Source organism: Peptostreptococcus russellii (assembly GCF_003012055.1).
In the GTDB taxonomy this organism is placed as follows: Bacteria; Bacillota; Clostridia; order Peptostreptococcales; family Peptostreptococcaceae; genus Peptostreptococcus; species Peptostreptococcus russellii.
On sequence record NZ_JYGE01000003.1, the window covers coordinates 381,666 to 400,326 of the forward strand.

14 protein-coding genes are annotated in these 18,661 nt (G+C 30.8%); 13 read left to right on the top strand and 1 reads right to left on the bottom strand.

Going from position 1 to position 18,661, the window contains the following annotated elements:
• Nucleotides 1-61: 61 nt before the first annotated feature.
• From rplS to UF10_RS03730, 7 genes are all read left to right on the top strand, one after another.
• Entirely contained in the window at nucleotides 62-415 is a 354-nt protein-coding gene (rplS, locus tag UF10_RS03700) for a 50S ribosomal protein L19 (protein ID WP_106776470.1), read from the top strand.
• A gap of 94 nt (nucleotides 416-509) precedes the next feature.
• Nucleotides 510-1,403, top strand: a complete 894-nt coding sequence (ylqF, locus tag UF10_RS03705; RefSeq protein WP_106776471.1) for a ribosome biogenesis GTPase YlqF — start codon at nucleotides 510-512, stop codon at nucleotides 1,401-1,403.
• Nucleotides 1,404-1,424: 21 nt separating this feature from the next.
• Nucleotides 1,425-2,588, top strand: a complete 1,164-nt coding sequence (gene alr, locus UF10_RS03710) for an alanine racemase (protein ID WP_106776472.1) — start codon at nucleotides 1,425-1,427, stop codon at nucleotides 2,586-2,588.
• A gap of 24 nt (nucleotides 2,589-2,612) precedes the next feature.
• The gene (locus UF10_RS03715; protein WP_106776473.1) at nucleotides 2,613-3,410 is read left to right on the top strand and encodes a ribonuclease HII; all 798 of its coding nucleotides are present in this window, start codon (nucleotides 2,613-2,615) and stop codon (nucleotides 3,408-3,410) included.
• Between the two features lie 16 nt (nucleotides 3,411-3,426).
• Nucleotides 3,427-4,449, top strand: coding sequence for an alpha-hydroxy-acid oxidizing protein (locus tag UF10_RS03720; RefSeq protein WP_106776474.1), 1,023 nt, complete (start codon nucleotides 3,427-3,429; stop codon nucleotides 4,447-4,449).
• 39 nt (nucleotides 4,450-4,488) lie between these two features.
• On the top strand, nucleotides 4,489-4,860 hold the full coding sequence (locus tag UF10_RS03725) for a VOC family protein (RefSeq protein WP_106776475.1): 372 nt from the start codon (nucleotides 4,489-4,491) through the stop codon (nucleotides 4,858-4,860).
• Nucleotides 4,861-5,576: 716 nt separating this feature from the next.
• The gene (locus tag UF10_RS03730) at nucleotides 5,577-7,052 is read left to right on the top strand and encodes an aldehyde dehydrogenase family protein (RefSeq protein ID WP_106776476.1); all 1,476 of its coding nucleotides are present in this window, start codon (nucleotides 5,577-5,579) and stop codon (nucleotides 7,050-7,052) included.
• Nucleotides 7,053-7,203: 151 nt separating this feature from the next.
• Here UF10_RS03730 and mgtA read toward each other — a convergent pair whose 3' ends face one another.
• The gene (gene mgtA, locus UF10_RS03735) at nucleotides 7,204-9,921 is read right to left on the bottom strand and encodes a magnesium-translocating P-type ATPase (protein ID WP_106776477.1); all 2,718 of its coding nucleotides are present in this window, start codon (nucleotides 9,919-9,921) and stop codon (nucleotides 7,204-7,206) included.
• A gap of 736 nt (nucleotides 9,922-10,657) precedes the next feature.
• Between mgtA and UF10_RS03740 the strand changes: the two genes are divergently transcribed.
• The 6 genes from UF10_RS03740 (at nucleotide 10,658) to UF10_RS03765 (ending at nucleotide 18,484) form a co-directional block, all read left to right on the top strand.
• Complete coding sequence (locus UF10_RS03740; RefSeq protein ID WP_106776478.1) at nucleotides 10,658-11,011, top strand: YraN family protein; 354 nt, start codon at nucleotides 10,658-10,660, stop codon at nucleotides 11,009-11,011.
• 222 nt (nucleotides 11,012-11,233) lie between these two features.
• Entirely contained in the window at nucleotides 11,234-12,823 is a 1,590-nt protein-coding gene (locus tag UF10_RS03745; protein ID WP_330403917.1) for a YifB family Mg chelatase-like AAA ATPase, read from the top strand.
• 4 nt (nucleotides 12,824-12,827) lie between these two features.
• Entirely contained in the window at nucleotides 12,828-14,006 is a 1,179-nt protein-coding gene (dprA, locus tag UF10_RS03750; RefSeq protein ID WP_106776479.1) for a DNA-processing protein DprA, read from the top strand.
• Nucleotides 14,007-14,021: 15 nt separating this feature from the next.
• Complete coding sequence (topA, locus tag UF10_RS03755) at nucleotides 14,022-16,082, top strand: type I DNA topoisomerase (RefSeq protein WP_106776480.1); 2,061 nt, start codon at nucleotides 14,022-14,024, stop codon at nucleotides 16,080-16,082.
• A 300-nt stretch (nucleotides 16,083-16,382) separates the two neighbouring features.
• The gene (gene codY / locus UF10_RS03760) at nucleotides 16,383-17,159 is read left to right on the top strand and encodes a GTP-sensing pleiotropic transcriptional regulator CodY (protein ID WP_106776481.1); all 777 of its coding nucleotides are present in this window, start codon (nucleotides 16,383-16,385) and stop codon (nucleotides 17,157-17,159) included.
• A 65-nt stretch (nucleotides 17,160-17,224) separates the two neighbouring features.
• A complete protein-coding gene (locus UF10_RS03765) occupies nucleotides 17,225-18,484 on the top strand; it encodes a replication-associated recombination protein A (protein WP_106776482.1) in 1,260 nt (419 codons plus the stop codon).
• Nucleotides 18,485-18,661: the final 177 nt, after the last annotated feature.

Below are 18,661 nucleotides of genomic sequence, written 5' to 3' on the forward strand. Positions count from 1 at the left end.
TACGAGCGTACCTCTGTTACAGGATTAAGTTTTAAGTACGTCGACGATTTAGGAGGAAAAGATGAACGAATTAATTAGAGCAATTGAAGCAGAACAGTTAAGAAATGATGTTCCTAATTTTGGAGCAGGAGACACAGTAAAGGTCCATGTTAAGATAGTAGAAGGTAAGAGAGAAAGAGTTCAGATCTTCGAAGGACTAGTAATCAAAAGACAAAACGGCGGAGCAAGAGAAACTTTCACAGTTAGAAAGAACTCTTTCGGTGTAGGCGTTGAAAGAACTTTCCCAGTTAACTCACCTAAGATTGAAAAGATCGAAGTGACTAGACACGGTAAGGTTAGAAGAGCTAAGATTACTTACATAAGAGGTAGAGTTGGTAAGGCTGCTAAGATTAAGGAAGCTAGAAACAATAGATAATCTGGCGTAATATTGCTAAAGGAAAGGATGTCTCTTGAGACATCCTTTTTTATAATTTATAATATAGTTATATAGTAATGAGAGGAGCTACATTATGAGCTACAATGAAGAATATTTAAGAAATGATAACTTAAACATAAACTGGTATCCAGGTCATATGAAAAAGACGAGAGAGCTGGTACAAGATAATTTAAAGTTGGTAGATATAGTAATAGAACTTTTAGATGCTAGAATACCTTATAGTAGTAAAAATCCAGACATAAGTCAATTAGTAGGTGATAAACCTAGAATTGTTCTTTTAAATAAGTCTGATTTATGCGAAAAAAAGGAGCTTGATGAATGGATTGCCTACTATGAAAAAATAGGTATAAAGGCAATACCTATAAATGCTATGACTGGATCAGGCGTGAATAAGATCGTCACAGAGTGTAAAAATCTAGCTGGTGAAATAATGAAAAAATATGCTGAAAAAGGAAGAAAAGCAAGAGGCATAAGACTGATGATAGTAGGTGTTCCAAATGTTGGAAAATCTTCACTTATAAATAAACTTTCAGGAAGAAAGAGCACTCAAACAGGTGATAGACCAGGTGTTACAAAGGGTAAGCAATGGGTTAAAATAAGAGGCAATATGGAACTTTTAGATACTCCAGGTATACTTTGGCCAAAGTTTGATGATCAAAAGGTTGCTTTAAATCTTGCATTTACAAGAGCTATAAAAGATGAAATATTAGATGTTGAAACACTAGGACTTAGATTAATAGAAAAACTTATTGTATTGGCACCAGATGACTTAAGAGCTAGATATAAGCTAGAAGAAATATATCCAAATGGTGTAGATACAATGGAAGCAATTGGTAAAAAGAGAGGCTTTATACTAGGGAAAAATGAAATAGACTACACTAGAGTAGCAACTACAGTACTAAATGAATTTAGAGAAGGAAAGATAGGAAAGATAACGCTAGAAAGTCCTGATGAAATAGTAGACTAACTATTGTTTGGAGGTAAGAATATGGATGATGTATTAAGAGGATCGGATTGGCTGGAAATAAACTTAAATAACATAGAGTATAATCTTAAAGGAATAAAGAATAAGCTGCCAGAAGACGTAAAAATATGTATGGTGGTAAAAGCTAATGCATATGGTCACGGAGCTGTAGAGTTGGCTGGCTTATATCAAGATTTAGGAGTGGATTTTCTCGCTGTTGCCAGAACAAGAGAGGCTATTGAGCTTAGAAATAATGAAATTAATCTTCCCATATTAAACTTGGGTTATACAAATCCTGTATCTATAGAAGAAAGTATAAAAAATGATATATCTATGACGATTTTTAGATATAACTTTGCTAAAGAAATTAATGAAACTGCTAAAAGACTAGGAAAGCGTGCCAAGGTACATATCAAACTTGATACTGGGATGTCTAGACTTGGATATGTCGTTTTAGCTGATAGAATAGATGAAATAAAATTAGAAATACAGAAAATAAATAATCTCGAATATATAGATATTGAGGGAATTTATACTCACTTTGCAACTGCAGATGCAGAAAATAAGGAGTTTGAAAATCTTCAAATTCAGAGATTTTCTGAAATGATTAATTCATTGGAAAATATTGGAATAAAGCCTAAGTATATACATTGTTCAAATAGTGCAGAGATACTAGATACAGAAGAGAAGTATAATATGGTTAGGGTTGGAATAATACAATATGGTATTTATCCATCAGATGAAGTTTCTCGTGAAATAGACTTAAAGCCTGTTATGAGCTTTAAAACAAAGGTATCTAATGTCAAAGTTTTAAATCCAGGAACGTCTATAAGCTATGGGAGAACATATTTTACCACTGTCATTGAAAAAATTGTGAGTATTGCTGTTGGATATGCAGATGGATTTTTGAGAGGCAGAAGAAATCCTTATGTATATATTCACGGAGAAAAATGTCCAGTTGTTGGAAAAATATGTATGGATCAATGTATGGTTAGAGTTCCTATGAAAATGGATGTTAGGATTAACGATGATGTATTAATTTTTGGAGAAGAGTTAGTAACTGTTTGTGATATAGCTAGAGATTGTGATACAATAGAATATGAGATTATGTGTAGAATCGACAGAAGAGTTCAAAGAGTTTATACAAGAGATGATGAAATAGTTAAAATTACTGACTACTTGATATAAGTATGGAAGGAATTGGAGAATTAGATGTTAATAGACTACAAGATAGAAGAAACTTCAAAGCTTAAAACAAAGGAAATAAAGAAAATATCTGATGAAATATCTGAAGAAGAATATCTAGAATTTGTATCTATTTTTAGGTCAGATGACAGAAAGTCTGTTCAAGCAATATGTGATAGACTTCTTAAGAAATTGGAAAAGATACATCTAGAAGATGAAAGACTTAAAAAAATGAATAACTATGAAAATAGTGCATATAATGAAGGATTTATTTATGTAGGCGGTGTTGATGAAGCTGGAAGAGGTCCTCTTGCAGGGCCAGTAGTAGCTGCAGTAGTGGTATTTGACCCACATACAAAGATACGTGGAGTAAATGATTCAAAGAAGCTTTCAGAGGCTAAAAGAAATGAACTCTATAAAGAAATTATAGAAAAAGCAAAGGACTACGGGATAGGTATTGCAGATCATAAGGAAATTGATAAGTACAATATACTAAATGCTACTTATATGGCTATGAGAAGAGCTATATCTAACTTGAAAAAGGCTCCAGACTGTCTTTTAAATGATGCAGTCAAAATACCTGGGGTAGATGTAAAGCAGATATCTATCATTCAAGGTGATGCAAAGTCTATTTCTATTGCAGCTGCAAGTATATTGGCTAAGGTTACAAGAGATCAAATGATGTATGAATATGATGAGCTTTATCCTGGCTATGCATTTTCATCTAATAAGGGTTATGGTACGAGTGATCATTATGCCGGAATTAAAAGACTAGGTATAACACCAATACATAGACATAGTTTTCTTAAAAATTTTGAATATTAAAAAGTGAGGTTCTAAAATGAAGTACGAAGAAGTATTAAAAAACGCTAGAGAAAAATTTAATGGTTCATGTAGAGTTTGTAGAATTTGTGATGGAGTTGCCTGCAGAGGTGAAGTTCCAGGAATGGGCGGAAAAGGAACGGGAAATTCTTTCATAGAGAATGTAAGGGCGCTTGATAGAGTAAAGATAAATATGAGAACTATTCATAATGTTTCAGATCCAGATACTTCTATAGAGTTGTTTGGTCAAAAGTTATCTCTACCAATAATGGCAGCTCCGATAACAGGAACTACTATTAATATGGGTGGACAGGTAACAGAAAGAGAATACATAGAGCCAGTAGTATTGGGCTGTAAAAATAAGGGAACTTATGCTATGGTCGGTGATACTGCTGTACCACAGTTTTTATTAGATAATTTAGATGTAATGAATAAAAATAATGCCCCTGGAATTGTTTTTATAAAACCATGGGAAAATAAAAATATAATAGGAAAAATCAAAGATGCTGAAAAAGCAGGAGCAGTTGCGGTTGGAGTGGATATAGATGCATGTGGATTAGTTACTTTAAATCTTCATGGAACACCAGTCAAGGCTAAAAGTATAGACGAGATAAAAGAGCTTGTAGCAAGTACAGAGCTTCCATTTATATTAAAGGGCATTATGACTCCAGATGAGGCACAAAAGGCAGTAGAAGCGGGAGTATATGCAATAGTTGTATCAAATCACGGCGGAAGAGTTCAAGACTATACACCAGGAACTGCAGATGTTTTAGAAGAGATATCAAAGGCAGTAGACGGTCGTATCAAGGTATTTGTAGATGGTGGAATTAGAACTGGTGTAGATGTTTTGAAAATGTTAGCACTAGGTGCAGATGCCTGTCTTATAGGTAGACCATTTGTTACAGCTTCTTTTGGTGGAGAAACTGAAGGTGTAGAGCTATATATAGATAGATTAGAATCTGAACTAAAGGGAGCAATGACTCTTACAGGATGTCAAGATTTGAAATCAATAGATTGCAGTGTCTTATATCAGGGTAAGTAGTTAATGTAAGCAAAAGTAAATTAAATAAGGAGGTAGTCTATGAGATTTGAACATTTTAATTTTAATGTTTTAGACTTAGAGAAGAGTTTAAAATTTTATGATGAAGCTTTGGGATTAAAACCTGTAAGAGAAAAAAACGCTGAGGACGGTAGTTTTAAGTTAGTTTATCTAGGAGATGGAGTAACAGATTTTCAACTCGAACTTACTTGGTTAAGAGATAGAACAGAGCCTTATAATTTAGGTGAATGCGAATTTCATCTAGCTCTTAATACGGACAACTATGATGAGATGTTTAAAAAACATACAGATATGGGTGTAGTTGCATTCGTAAATGAGAAAATGGGAATATATTTTATTACAGATCCAGATGGATATTGGATAGAAATATTACCAGCAGACAGAAATAAATAAAAAATTAGTAGATATATATAAATAGAGCCGATAAAATATTTTGTTGGCTCTATTTTTGTGTAAGTAAGCATTTTGTGTAAGTAAGCATTTTGTGTAAGTAAGCATTTTGTGCAAGTAACTATTTTGTGCAAGTAATCTACCTACTATATAGGTAATATATCTATATATAGAATTCTTTTTAATTCTCTAATAAGATTTTTATAAGTTCGCTTGAAGATTAAAAACTACAATATCATTTGCTTAGCTAATCAATATAAAGTAATGGATAAATATATATAAATTAAAAACTATAAAAAATAATAATAAATTCTCTTTAAATGTTTTTTTTATTTATGTTAGTGTAGTACTTTATATCTAAATAGTATATCATATATGAGGGATATAAAAGCATAAAATATAGCATATTAGTTAAAAAGAATACATATATAGTGAAAGATTTAAAAAATTAAAAAAACATTTTGAAAAAAAGAAAATATATAAAAAAGGCTAAAAAGCTTGAAAACAAATAAAGTCAGTTCAATATGCTTAAAATATAGTAGTTATTTAGGCTTGTTTATATTTAGATAAACAAATAAATTTTGTATATTTATGTTTCTTTTTAATTGTCACGGGTATAATTTATACTAACAATATATATCGATAATAAATAACAAATAATAATAAAAATCGAATAATATTTATTATTATTAAAACATAAAAATTAGGAGGTAATTTACATGACAATTCTTACAGAAAATAGATACAAACTTTATATCAACGGTGAGTGGAGAGAATCTTCTACAGGAGACGTAATTAAGTCTTACAATCCAGCGAATGGTGAATTTTTAGCAGATATTGCAGATGCTTCAGAAAAAGATGTGGATGATGCAGTAAAGGCTGCAAAGGAAGCTTTTAAAACTTGGGGTCAAACAACAACATCTCAGAGAGCTGATATATTAGATCAGATAGCTGAAATAATACTTGCAAATCAGGAGTTTTTATCAAAGGTAGAAACTTTAGATAATGGTAAACCTATTCGTGAAACTAAAAATATTGATATTCCATATGCTGCAGAACACTTTAAATACTTTGCAGGAGTTATCAGAAGTGAAGAAGGTTCAGCAAATATACTAGAAGGAAATAAGTTAAGTCTAGTTCTAAGACAACCGATTGGTGTAGTAGGTCAGATAGTACCTTGGAATTTCCCATTCTTGATGGGTGCTTGGAAGTTAGCTCCAGTAATTGCAGCAGGTGATACTACAGTTTTAAAACCATCTAGCTCAACATCTTTATCAATTCTTGAACTTATGAAGTTAATAGGGCACTTACTACCAGAAGGTGTAGTAAACGTAATCACAGGTAAGGGCTCTAAGTCAGGAGATTACTTAGTAAAGCATGAAGGTTTGGATAAGCTAGCATTTACAGGATCAACTGAAGTTGGTAGAGGTATAGGTATAGCAGCAGCTGAAAGAATTATTCCAGCTACTTTAGAACTTGGTGGAAAGTCAGCAAATATATTCTTTGATGATTGTGACTTAGAGCAAGCATTAGATGGAGTACAATTAGGAATATTATTCAATCAGGGTCAGGTTTGCTGTGCTGGATCTAGAATATTCGTTCAAGAAGGAATATATGACGAATTTATTGAAAAGGCAGTAGAAAGATTTAAGAATGTAAAGGTTGGAGATCCTATGGATGAATCAACAGTTATGGGATCACAGATAAGTGTAAGACAAGCTGAAAAGATTTTAGGATATGTTGATATAGGTAAGAAAGAAGGAGCAAGAGTGGCTGTTGGTGGAAACAGAGCTTGTTCTGTAGGATTAAAGGAAGGTGCATTCGTTGAACCAACATTGTTGGTAGATGTAACTAATGATATGGCAGTAGCTCAAGAAGAGATATTTGGACCAGTTGGAGTAGTGATAAAGTTTAAGGATGCAGACGATGTAATCAAAATGGCTAATGACTCAATCTACGGCTTAGGTGGTGGTGTATATACTAAGAATATTGATACAGCACTTTATGTAGCAAGAAATGTAAATACTGGTAGAATTTGGGTAAATACATACAATCAGATACCTGCAGGTGCACCATTTGGTGGAGTAAAGCAGTCAGGTATAGGTAGAGAGACTCACAAGATGATATTAGATCACTATACACAGGCAAAGAATATAATGATTGATTTAACTGGAAAGGGAAGCGGATTTTATTAAAAAGAAATCTAAGTACTACTTAGATCAAAAATAATAAAGCTACTATATAAATAGAATAGAATAAAATAGATATAAATAAAAATGGAGCACAATGTGCTCCATTTTTATTTTTCTTTTATATATTATTAATTTCTTAATAGCTACAATAATATTATAAGAGTTCGCCATATTTCCTTATGAATTTTCTCTTAAATAAAGTAACAAGAAGCATGTATGCAACAATAGTTACAGCAAGCCATATAAAGTAAGCTCCTGATAGTGGCAACAATCCAATTGATTTTCCAAATTCTGTAAATGGAATAGTTGTAAGTACAGCAATTCCAGTAAATGTCAATATCATTACAGGAAGTGAAGCTCTACTTTGAATAAATGGAACCTTTGGAGTACGAATCATATGTATAACCAAAGTCTGGCTCCACATGGACTCTACAAACCAACCAGCTTGGAATATAGCTATATAAGCAGCTTGTGTAGCAGGGTCGCTAATTTGACTAAACAACAATCCACCTGTCATAGCAGGGCAAATTATAAAATACATTAATAGATATGTTGTTATATCAAAGATTGAACTTGTAGGTCCAAACCAAACCATAAATTTACCGATTGAAGTAGCGTCCCATTTCCTAGGAATCTTTAAAAACTCCTTATCCACATTGTCCCATGGTATAGCAGTACAAGATAGGTCATATATTAAATTCAATAGTATCAGATGAATTGAAAGCATTGGTAAAAATGGTAAAAATGCACTAGCTATTAATACTGAAAATACATTACCAAAGTTGGAACTTGCAGTCATTTTTATGTATTTAATCATATTTGCATATGTTTTACGACCTTCAACAATACCTTCTTCAAGCACCATTAAATCTTTTTCTAATAGTATTACATCAGCAGATTCCTTTGCTATATCAACGGCTGTATCAACTGATATTCCAACATCAGATGCCTTCATAGCAGCCGCATCATTAATACCATCCCCCATATATCCAACACTATGGCCCTTTCCTCTTAAAACTCTGATAATTCTTGCCTTTTGCTGAGGCGATAACTTAGCAAATACACTTATTTTCTCAGCAACATCACCAAGTTCATTGTCAGTCATTAGTTCAACCTCAGAGCCAAGTAGTATTTTTTTAGAAGGAATATTTACGTGACGACATACAGACCTAGTCACCTTGTCATTGTCACCAGTAAGAACCTTTACACCGACACCGTGTTCTCTAAGAGCCTTGATAGCTGAAGCAGTAGATTCTTTTGGTGGATCTAGGAAGGCAAGATAGCCCATTAAAACCATATCACTTTCATCTTTAACTGAAAACTCACCAACTGGTGATGGATTAGTTTTTTGAGCAATTGCAATTACTCTCATACCGTCCTCATTAAGTTTGTCAACTTTATTTAAAATATATTTTTTAAGTTCAATAGTTAACTCTCTAACTTCACCTTTAAACTCTACATAACTACATATAGAAATCATCTCTTCAACAGCACCTTTGGTAATCATTTGAGTTTTACCGTTTTCTACTACAACGCTCATACGACGACGTTCAAAGTCAAAAGGAATTTCATCTATTTTATTATATTTTTCTGATAAACCCTGTAAATCAGGATGATCTTTTTTTTCTTTTTTTGTTCGATCTATAATGGCAATATCCATAAGATTTTTTAAACCAGTCTGATAATAGCTGTTTAAAAAGGCATGCCTTAGAACTCTAAAGTCCTCTTTGCCATGAATATCAAGATGATAAAGTAACACAACTTTATCTTGTGTAATAGTACCAGTCTTGTCGGTACACAGTATATCCATGGAGCCTAGATTTTGTATAGAGTTTAAATTTTTTATAATAGTTTTTTTCTTAGACATTGTTACAGCACCTTTTGCAAGAGAAGTAGTAACAATCATAGGTAACATCTCTGGAGTAAGTCCTACGGCTATAGAGATAGCAAATAGACCTGCTTCTAACCAGTCACCTTTAGTAATTCCATTTATAAAAAATACTATTGGTACCATTATCAACATAAACTTGATAAGTAGCCAAGATACTGAATTGACACCCTTTTCAAAACTTGTTTCTATAGCATCTTCACTGATATCCTTAGCCATATCACCAAGTATAGTATCATCTCCAGTAGCGACAATAATAGCATTTGCACTTCCACTTACAACATTAGATCCCATAAAAGCAAGATTTTTTGTGTCTGTTAAGGAATCATGAGTTTTTGAGCTACTTTCTGAAAATTTTTCAACAGCAACACTTTCTCCTGTCAGTGCTGATTGGCTTATAAATAAGTCTTTTGATTTAAAAATTCTCACATCAGCTGGAACCATATCTCCTGCTGATAGATGTATTATATCGCCGACAACAACTTCATCCATTGGAAGTTCTTTTTCAGCAGTTGACGGTCTAATTACACATGTAGTAGTAGTGATCATTTTTAAAAGATTTTCTGCAGCATTACCACTTCTAGTTTCCTGAACAAATTTTAATATACCTGATATCATAACCATTGTAACAATAATTATGACAGTCATAGGATCTTCTTCGCCTGCCTTTGCCCAAACTATATCTGTCATAGTAGAGACTAGAGCTAAAGCGATTAATATCACAGTAAATGGGTTGATAAATGCAGCAATGATACGTTTAAAAAGAGAATCTCCCTTATCATAAGTAACTTCATTTTTACCATAAAGATCTCTAGATTTTTCTATAAAAGATTCATTAATACCATCAGAGCTACTATTGAATCTTTCAAATACACTATCTATATTTTCTGAAGAAGCAAACTTTAATCTATTTAAAACTTCTTGTCTTCTAGAAATATAAGCAGGTTTTTTTCTTATTTCATTTTTTTTATTTAGCTTTTTCATTTTTCTGTACCTTCCTTTCAAAAAAAATTTAATCAGAAAGTACAGCCTAAATTCACTTAGCTTATATAGTTATGGCAACGGAATGGAAATAAAATTCCTCAAAAAGATTTCCAAACCGGATGCATTTTTAATTAGCCTACACGAATCGGGGCCGTATTTTTCTGATTTACCTCGCTCGGAATCCATTCCGTACACCTCCTTAAATTCAAATTAATATTAAAGATATGATAAAAATATAATTTTATTAATTAAAAAATCATTTAATACTTAAGTTTATTTTAAGTTTAAATCTGAATTCATCATACCTAAACCAATTTTAATCAAGAAAAATTATATTGTCAAGCTATTAAAAATAATATCTATAGATTTTTATGGTTTTTAATTTAATTTTTTGTTATGCGAAGTAAAGATAAATTTATTAATCCTATTCAAATAGGATTAATAAAAAGAGTTATTGCAAAAAATAATAATGCTTTTTTATAAATGTACTTAAATAAAAAATAAAGTAAATATTATGCTTTTTTAAGTATAAAAATTTATTTGAAATAAAATAATAAACTTAAAAAATACAGAAAATATAGATAAATTTATAAATTTAAAGAAAGTTTTATATAGAGAGATTAATCATAAATTGAGTTTAAATATATTAATTCAAGAAATTTTAAAAATAAAGTACAATTTAAAAATAAAATGCCTATAAGGTATTAATGGATTAAATAATAATGTGGAGGTATTTATGAATGACTATGAGATAGGGATGTTGGGTGAAGATGCTGTGGAGTGTTATTTGGACAAAATAAGTTGCAATATACTTGAAAGGAACTTCAGAACTAGAAGGGGTGAGATCGATATAATATTTGAAGAGTCGGGATATTTAGTATTTGGAGAAGTAAAAACAAGAAGAAATGCTAAATATGGCAGACCCTTGGAGTCAGTTGATTACAAGAAAAGATTGAAAATAATAAATACTGCAAAAGAGTATATATTCAAACAAGGGCTTAGGGATGTAAATATAAGGTTTGATGTATTTGAAGTATTTTTTTATGAAAGAAAAATAAGACATATCAGAAATGCATTTTTTAGTGTATAAAAACCTTATAAAATTTTAGTAAAAAAATTCAAGGAATAATAAGTTACATAAAAATATTAATATATAAGAGTATAAAAAAATAATATAAAGTTAAAAAAGAAAGTTTTTAGAATGAGTTTTCAAAGTGTTTTATGTATGAATTATATATATTTCAATACTAATATCATAACATACAAATGATTTTAAATCAAAATGTTAAAAAGGTTTTGAAAAGGTAAAGGGGTGATTATTATCATTAATAAAATAAAATCAGGTATATTAAATGGTGTGCAAGGTTATTTAATTGAAGTTGAAGTAGATATTTCAAAAGGACTTCCTTACTTTAATGTGGTTGGCTTGGCTGGCACTCAAGTAAAAGAATCGAAAGAAAGAGTTCGTTCAGCAATATCAAACAGTGGATATAAATTTCCTTTGAGTAGAATAGTTGTTAATTTATCTCCTGCAGATATGAGAAAAGATGGATCATATCTTGACTTGGCTATATGTATGGGGATTTTAAAAGAAAAAATTAATGAAGAGGAAGACTTTTTTAATGAAACAGCTTTCTTAGGAGAACTTTCTCTTGATGGACAAATAAAATCAATGAAAGGAATTATTTCTATAGCAATTTCTTTTTCACAAATGGAGTTGAAAAATTTATTCATTCCTTATGATAACTATATGGAGTGCAGTGAGTTGAGCAACATAAATATAATACCAGTAAAGTCTGTAAGAGATTGTATAAATATACTAAAAATGGATAAAGTTAGTAGAGAATTATATATAAAAGAAAGAATAGAAAAGATAGTTGAAAAATCTGGGATTAACAAGCAAGGTGAGGAGGAAGAAAAGGATTTATTAGAAGATGACTTTTATTTTATAAAGGGAAATAAAATTGCCAAGAGGTGTGCAGAAATTTCTGTAGCAGGAGGACATAATTTTTTGATGATAGGACCTCCTGGAACAGGTAAAACTATGATTGCCAAGGCTATGAAAAATATATTGCCGACTCCAAGTAAAGATGAATCATTGGATATTACAAGAATATATAGTACAGTTGGAAAACTTTATGACGGCAATGGACTGATAAAGAAAAGGCCTTTTAGAAGTCCACATCATAGTTCAACGCTGACATCTATAATAGGAGGGGGTGTAAATGCAAGTCTAGGAGAAGTAACTCTTGCTCATAATGGAATATTATTTTTAGATGAGTTACCTGAATTTGGGCGAAAGTTGATAGATAGCCTTAGGCAGCCAATAGAAGATGGGCAAGTCAATATATCGAGATTAAATAGAAGCGTTACATATCCGGCAAATTTTATTATGTTGGCAACGATGAATCCCTGTCCTTGTGGATATTTTAATAGCGAGAAAACTTGTGTATGTAGGGCATCTGATATTGATAGATATAGAGCTAAGTTGTCTGGACCAATTTTAGATAGAATAGATATATTTTGCGAAGTAAGTGAAATTAACTTTAATGAATTCAATGAGGACAAAGATAAAAGACTAAGTTCTAAAGAAATTAAAAAACATGTTGAGCTTGCAAAAGATATTCAGGAGCTTAGATTCAAAGAAAAAGATATTTATAATAATTCTCAGATGAGCCCAAAGGATGTTTTTATCTATTGTAATCTATCTGATGAAGCTGAAGAGACTTCTAAGTATATTTATGATAAATATAAATTAAGCAACAGAAGTTATATAAGATTGCTTAAGATATCTAGAACAATAGCCGACCTTGATAATAGAAAGGAAATAAAGGAAAAAGATATAATGGAGGCTTTTTCATATAGAAGAGCCTATTATAAATATTTTTATTCAAAGGAGTAAAGTTATGTATGAAGATTTTTATATTTGGGCAAATGCTGTAATGCATATGTCTGCTAGCGTGATGAATAGAGTTAGAAATTCAATAGGAAATGAAATTAAAAATTTTGATGAAGGTATATATAAAGATATAATAAAAAGTGATAAGCTAGATAAATATGTTTTGGATCGATTTAAAAAATATCCTTACTCAAAGTCATTGATAGAGGAAATGAAATTGGAATTAAGAAGAAATAATATGGGATATATAACTATAGATGATGATAATTACCCGGAGTCTTTAAAAAATATATATGATCCTCCTTATATACTATATTATTTAGGAAATATAGATCTGATAAATGAAAAAATTATAATAGCTGTAGTTGGATCTAGAAAGGCAAGTGATTATGGAAAAAATGCAAGTAAAAAAATAGTTGCAGACTTATCCAATGCAGGTGTGATAATAGTGAGCGGTATGGCTAAAGGAATTGACTCACTAGCCCATAGAAGTTGTCTGGATTCAGGAGGTCTTACAATTGCTGTTATGGGAACATCTATAGAAAAAGCCTACCCCAAAAGCTCAATAGGATTAAAAAAAGATATAATAAATAATAAAGGATTAATTTTATCAGAATATTTTATAGGAGCTCATACAGAACCATCATTTTTTGCTATGAGAAATAGAATTATAAGTGGATTATCGAAGGGGGTACTTGTAGTTGAGGCAGAAAAGAAAAGTGGTGCCCTGATTACTATGGATTGTGCCTTACAACAAGGTAGAAATGCTTATGCAGTTCCAGGAAGTATATTTTCATCTACAAGCCAAGGTTGTAATAATATAATAAATGAAGGTGCAAAAGCAGTGGAAAATGCAAGTGATATTTTGGAAGATTATTATGACTATTTAGATAATAAAAATCTAGCAAATAAAAATAATAATAAAAAAATTTGTAAAAATAGTGGAAAAATTAGTAGTAGTTGTGTTAATATAGGGTTTGACGATATTGATGGAGAGAATATTTCTAAAGAAGAATTATTTATTATTAAAATATTAATATCAAAAGGTGTGCTTAATATAGATGATCTATCTGTTATCACTGGATATGAAATTACAGAGTTGATTTATATAGTGAACAAACTTCTCATGAAAAATCTCATAGTAGAGGAGGGCTTCAATAAGTATGCACCTAATATATTAAGATAACTGGAGGTGTTGCCTGTGCCAAAGGCATTAGTAATAGTTGAGTCTCCTGCAAAAGCGAAAACAATAGAGAAATTTCTTGGAAAAAGTCATTATGTTGTAAAGGCTTCAGTAGGTCATATAAGAGATTTACCTAAAAGTAGGTTGGCTGTTGATATAGAAAATAATTTTGAACCAGAGTATATAAATATTCGAGGTAAGGGCGACATAATAAAAGACTTAAAAAAAGAAGCAAAAAAAGCCAAAAAAATATATCTTGCGACTGACCCCGACAGAGAGGGAGAAGCAATTTCTTGGCATCTTACTCATATACTAGGTATAGATGTAGACTCAGAATGTAGAATAGAGTTCAATGAAATAACTAAGGATACTATTAAAAAATCGATTAAAAATCCTAGAAAAATAAATAGAGATTTAGTGGATGCCCAGCAAGCAAGAAGAGTTCTTGATAGATTGCTGGGGTATCAAATCAGCCCAATTTTATGGCAAAAGATTAGAAGAGGTTTGAGTGCTGGTAGAGTCCAGTCTGTAACAACTAAAATAATCTGTGATAGAGAAAAAGAGATAGAAAAATTTATACCAGTTGAATACTGGAGCATAGATATTGTATCTGAAAAAGAAAAAGAAAGAATTGATTTTTCTTTTTATGGAAAAGATGGTAAAAAAATGGATCTATCTAATGAAAATCAGGTAGATGAAATTATAGAGAAGTTAAAAGATGAAAGTCTAGATATAGTTAAAATAGATACAAAGACTAGAAAAAGAAGTGCTGTAAAGCCATTTACGACATCGGTCTTACAACAGGAAGCTGTAAATAAATTAGCTTTTACCACTAAGAAAACAATGAAAGTTGCTCAAGAACTTTATGAAGGTGTTGATGTATCTGGAGAAGGAACAATTGGTCTTATATCGTATATAAGAACAGATTCTCAGAGAATATCTGATGAAGCAAAGTTATCAGTAGACGAATATATCACTGACTCATATGGAGATCAGTATTTGTTTAAGGGAAAAAAGAAAAAAACAAAGTCAAATAAGAATTCTCAAGATGCTCATGAGGCAATTAGACCAACATCTGTATTGAGAACTCCTGATAAGATAAAAGAATCGCTTTCAAAAGATCAGTATAAACTATACAATCTTATTTGGAGAAGATTTGTTGCGAGTCAAATGTCAGATGCTATATATGAAACTCTTACTATAGAATCAAAAGTTAAAGAGTATACATTTACGGCTACAGGTTCTCAACAAATATTTGATGGTTATACAAAAGTATATAATTTCACAAATAGGGAAGATAAAATATTACCAAAAATTGAAGTTGGTGATAAATTGCCTATAAAAGAAGTTAACCCATTACAGCACTTTACACAACCGCCTGCTAGATACACTGAAGCAAGCTTGGTTAAAACATTAGAAGAGCTAGGTATAGGTAGACCTTCAACTTATGCTCCTACAATTGCTACCATCTTAAATAGAGAATATGTTGAAAAAGAAGGTGCATCTATAAAGCCTACAGAGTTAGGAATAATAGTAACTGAAATTTTAGAAGAAAACTTTGAAATGCTGACAGATGTTGATTTTACAGCAAAGTTAGAGGATAGACTGGATGAAGTTGCTGAGGGCGAATTAGAGTGGAAGAGTGTAGTATCAGAGGCATATAAACCTTTGGAATCTTCAATTAAGGAAGCTGTTGAAAAGATAGAAAAAATTAATATGGATGTAGAAACAGATGAAATCTGTGAGGATTGCGGTGCCAATATGGTTATAAAACATGGTCGTTTTGGTAAATTTATGGCATGCAAAAATTATCCTGAATGTAAAAATACAAAGCCTATTATAGAAAAAATAGGGGTAAAATGTCCTAAATGCAAGGACGGAGATGTAATAGTTAGAAAGACAAAAAAAGGAAGGCATTTTTATGGTTGTAGCAACTATCCGGATTGTGACTTTATAGAGTGGAAAAAGCCAACGGGTGATTTCTGTAAAGAGTGTGGCTCTTACATGATTGAAAAGGTTACAAAGAAGGAGAGCAAGTTAATTTGTTCTAACAATGAATGTCCAACAAATAAAAAATAAAACGGGGAGATGCCTACCCGTTTTTTTTAAGGCTTTTAAAAATAAGTTTTTATAAAAAAGCCAAAAAAGTATTTTCTTTGATATAAATTGGGTATATAGGGAGTATAGGTATTTTATTTTAAAATTACGAAAATTGAAAAAATATATTGAACTTTTTTTAAAAGTATGATAATCTTTGTATTGTAGCATATTGATTGAAAGATGTGTATATTGAAAATATTCAAAAATTTTACTTTAAATTCAAAGAAGAATAAATAATAAACAAGGAATAATCAAGCAGGATAAATTAGGAGGAAAATTATGACAAACAAATTATTAACCAATACTAGAAGAATAAACAAGACTCTTCAGACGACAGCAGGAACAGCGGTATCTTTTGATCAGCTAACAAGTGTTTTAGGTGATGTATTAGAATCGAATGTATATGTAGTAAGAGTTAGAGGAAAGGTCTTAGGATACTACTTATCTAATCCAGAAGATAGCTCGGTAGTTCTTGATGAAGAAAAGAATCTATCAATGTTTCCTGAAAAGTATACAGAAAGTTTACTTACAATAAATGAAACAAAGGAAAATATATCTGAAGAAGATACTTTAAAGATGTTTCCTTTTGAACAAGATAGATTGGAAAAGTACACAACTGTGGTTCCAATATGGGGAAGCGGTGAAAGACTTGGAACATTAATATTATCTAGATATGACAGACCTTATACTGATGAAGATATTGTAGTAGCTGAATATTCAGCTACAGTAATTGGCCTTGAAATATTAAGAGCAATTAGTGAAGAGTTAGAAGAAGAGATGAGAAAAAAGGCTGTTGTACAGATGGCAATAGGAACTTTATCTTTCTCAGAATTAGAAGCAATTGAACATATATTTAAGGAATTAGATGGAACAGAAGGCTTATTAGTTGCAAGTAAGATTGCTGATAAGGTTGGAATCACTCGTTCAGTAATAGTAAATGCATTAAGAAAGTTTGAAAGTGCAGGAGTTATAGAATCTAGATCTCTTGGTATGAAGGGAACTCATATTAAAATTCTTAACGATAAATTATTAGAAGAATTAGATAAAAGTAAATAAATTTAATTAAAATATATAATTTTGGACTGCATAATATGCAGTCCTTATTTTTTGGAGGGATAAGTATGCCATTAGCTGATAAATATAGACCTATAATAATAGATGATGTTGTAGGACAAAGTCATATTATTGGAGAAAATAAAGTTATTAACAACATGATTGAAAAAAATTATTTTCCTAATATGATATTTTATGGACCACCAGGGGTGGGAAAAACTACAGTTGCAGAAATAATATCCAAAACGTCTGATAAAAAATTTTTTAAAATAAATGCAACAAATTCATCTTTAGATGATATAAAGAGAATAATTAAAGAAATAGGAAGCTTTGGAACAAGCAATGGAATATTATTATATATAGATGAAATTCAAAGTTTTAATAAAAGACAACAACAATCAATACTAGAGTTTATAGAAAGTGGAGAAATAACTTTAATTGCTAGTACTACTGAAAATCCATATCACTATATTTATAAGGCAATTCTTAGTAGAAGTATTGTAATGGAATTTAAGATGATTGATAAAAAAGATATAAATGACGGTTTAAAAAAGTTATTAGCTAGATATAATTCAGATAATATGGCTAAAGTAATAATAGACGAGCAAGCAGTGGATACTATAGCGAATGCATCTTCTGGTGATATGAGATCTGCAATTAATATTTTAGAGCTAGCAATTAATGAGGCAAGTCTTGACAGAGATGGAAATCTTAAAATCGATACAAGTACAATAGAAAAGCTAAGTATTGCAACTTCATATAATTTTGATACAGACGGAGATATACACTATAATTTGCTAAGTGCATTTCAAAAGTCTATTAGAGGAAGTGATCCAGATGCAGCAATTTACTATTTGGCAAGATTGTTAAAAGGAGGAGATTTGATAAGTATATGTAGAAGACTTCTTGTAATAGCCTCAGAGGACATAGGAATGGCATATCCGAATGCTATAACAATAGTAAAGGCTTGCGTTGATTCTGCAATGCAATTAGGGCTTCCAGAGGCAAGAATAGTGCTATCACAGGCTTGTTTAATTCTTGCTACATCTCCAAAATCAAATTCTTCTTATATGGCTATAAATAGAGCCATGGAGGATATAGAAAGTACAGTTCAGGATGATATACCAGAATATCTAAAGGATTCCCATTATTCAGGGGCCTCAAAGATGGGGAAGGGTGTAGGATATATTTATCCTCATGATTTTCCTAATCATTATGTAGAACAAGAGTATCTTCCTAAAAATATCAGCCATAAAAAATATTATGAACCACAAGATAATAAATTTGAGATAAATATAAAGAAGTATTTAGAAGCATTAAAGAAATAAAATAAATATCTATTTTAAAGAATAATATTAAATATTTTAAAATCGTTAAATTTACATATAAACAGCATATGTATTTAAAATTATTAAGCCAAATAAAAATAAGGATTTTTTATGGAACTAGATATTACTTAGAAAAGTGTAAAGTCTATCTAGTTTTATAAAATTTTAAAATATTAA

What these genes read in the sequence shown, in the direction of transcription:
- rplS (WP_106776470.1), top strand. Translation starts at nt 62, where the DNA reads ATGAACGAATTAATTAGAGCAATTGAAGCAGAACAGTTAAGAAATGAT.
- ylqF (WP_106776471.1), top strand. Translation starts at nt 510, where the DNA reads ATGAGCTACAATGAAGAATATTTAAGAAATGATAACTTAAACATAAAC.
- alr (WP_106776472.1), top strand. Translation starts at nt 1,425, where the DNA reads ATGGATGATGTATTAAGAGGATCGGATTGGCTGGAAATAAACTTAAAT.
- UF10_RS03715 (WP_106776473.1), top strand. Translation starts at nt 2,613, where the DNA reads ATGTTAATAGACTACAAGATAGAAGAAACTTCAAAGCTTAAAACAAAG.
- UF10_RS03720 (WP_106776474.1), top strand. Translation starts at nt 3,427, where the DNA reads ATGAAGTACGAAGAAGTATTAAAAAACGCTAGAGAAAAATTTAATGGT.
- UF10_RS03725 (WP_106776475.1), top strand. Translation starts at nt 4,489, where the DNA reads ATGAGATTTGAACATTTTAATTTTAATGTTTTAGACTTAGAGAAGAGT.
- UF10_RS03730 (WP_106776476.1), top strand. Translation starts at nt 5,577, where the DNA reads ATGACAATTCTTACAGAAAATAGATACAAACTTTATATCAACGGTGAG.
- mgtA (WP_106776477.1), bottom strand. Translation starts at nt 9,921, where the DNA reads ATGAAAAAGCTAAATAAAAAAAATGAAATAAGAAAAAAACCTGCTTAT.
- UF10_RS03740 (WP_106776478.1), top strand. Translation starts at nt 10,658, where the DNA reads ATGAATGACTATGAGATAGGGATGTTGGGTGAAGATGCTGTGGAGTGT.
- dprA (WP_106776479.1), top strand. Translation starts at nt 12,828, where the DNA reads ATGTATGAAGATTTTTATATTTGGGCAAATGCTGTAATGCATATGTCT.
- codY (WP_106776481.1), top strand. Translation starts at nt 16,383, where the DNA reads ATGACAAACAAATTATTAACCAATACTAGAAGAATAAACAAGACTCTT.
- UF10_RS03765 (WP_106776482.1), top strand. Translation starts at nt 17,225, where the DNA reads ATGCCATTAGCTGATAAATATAGACCTATAATAATAGATGATGTTGTA.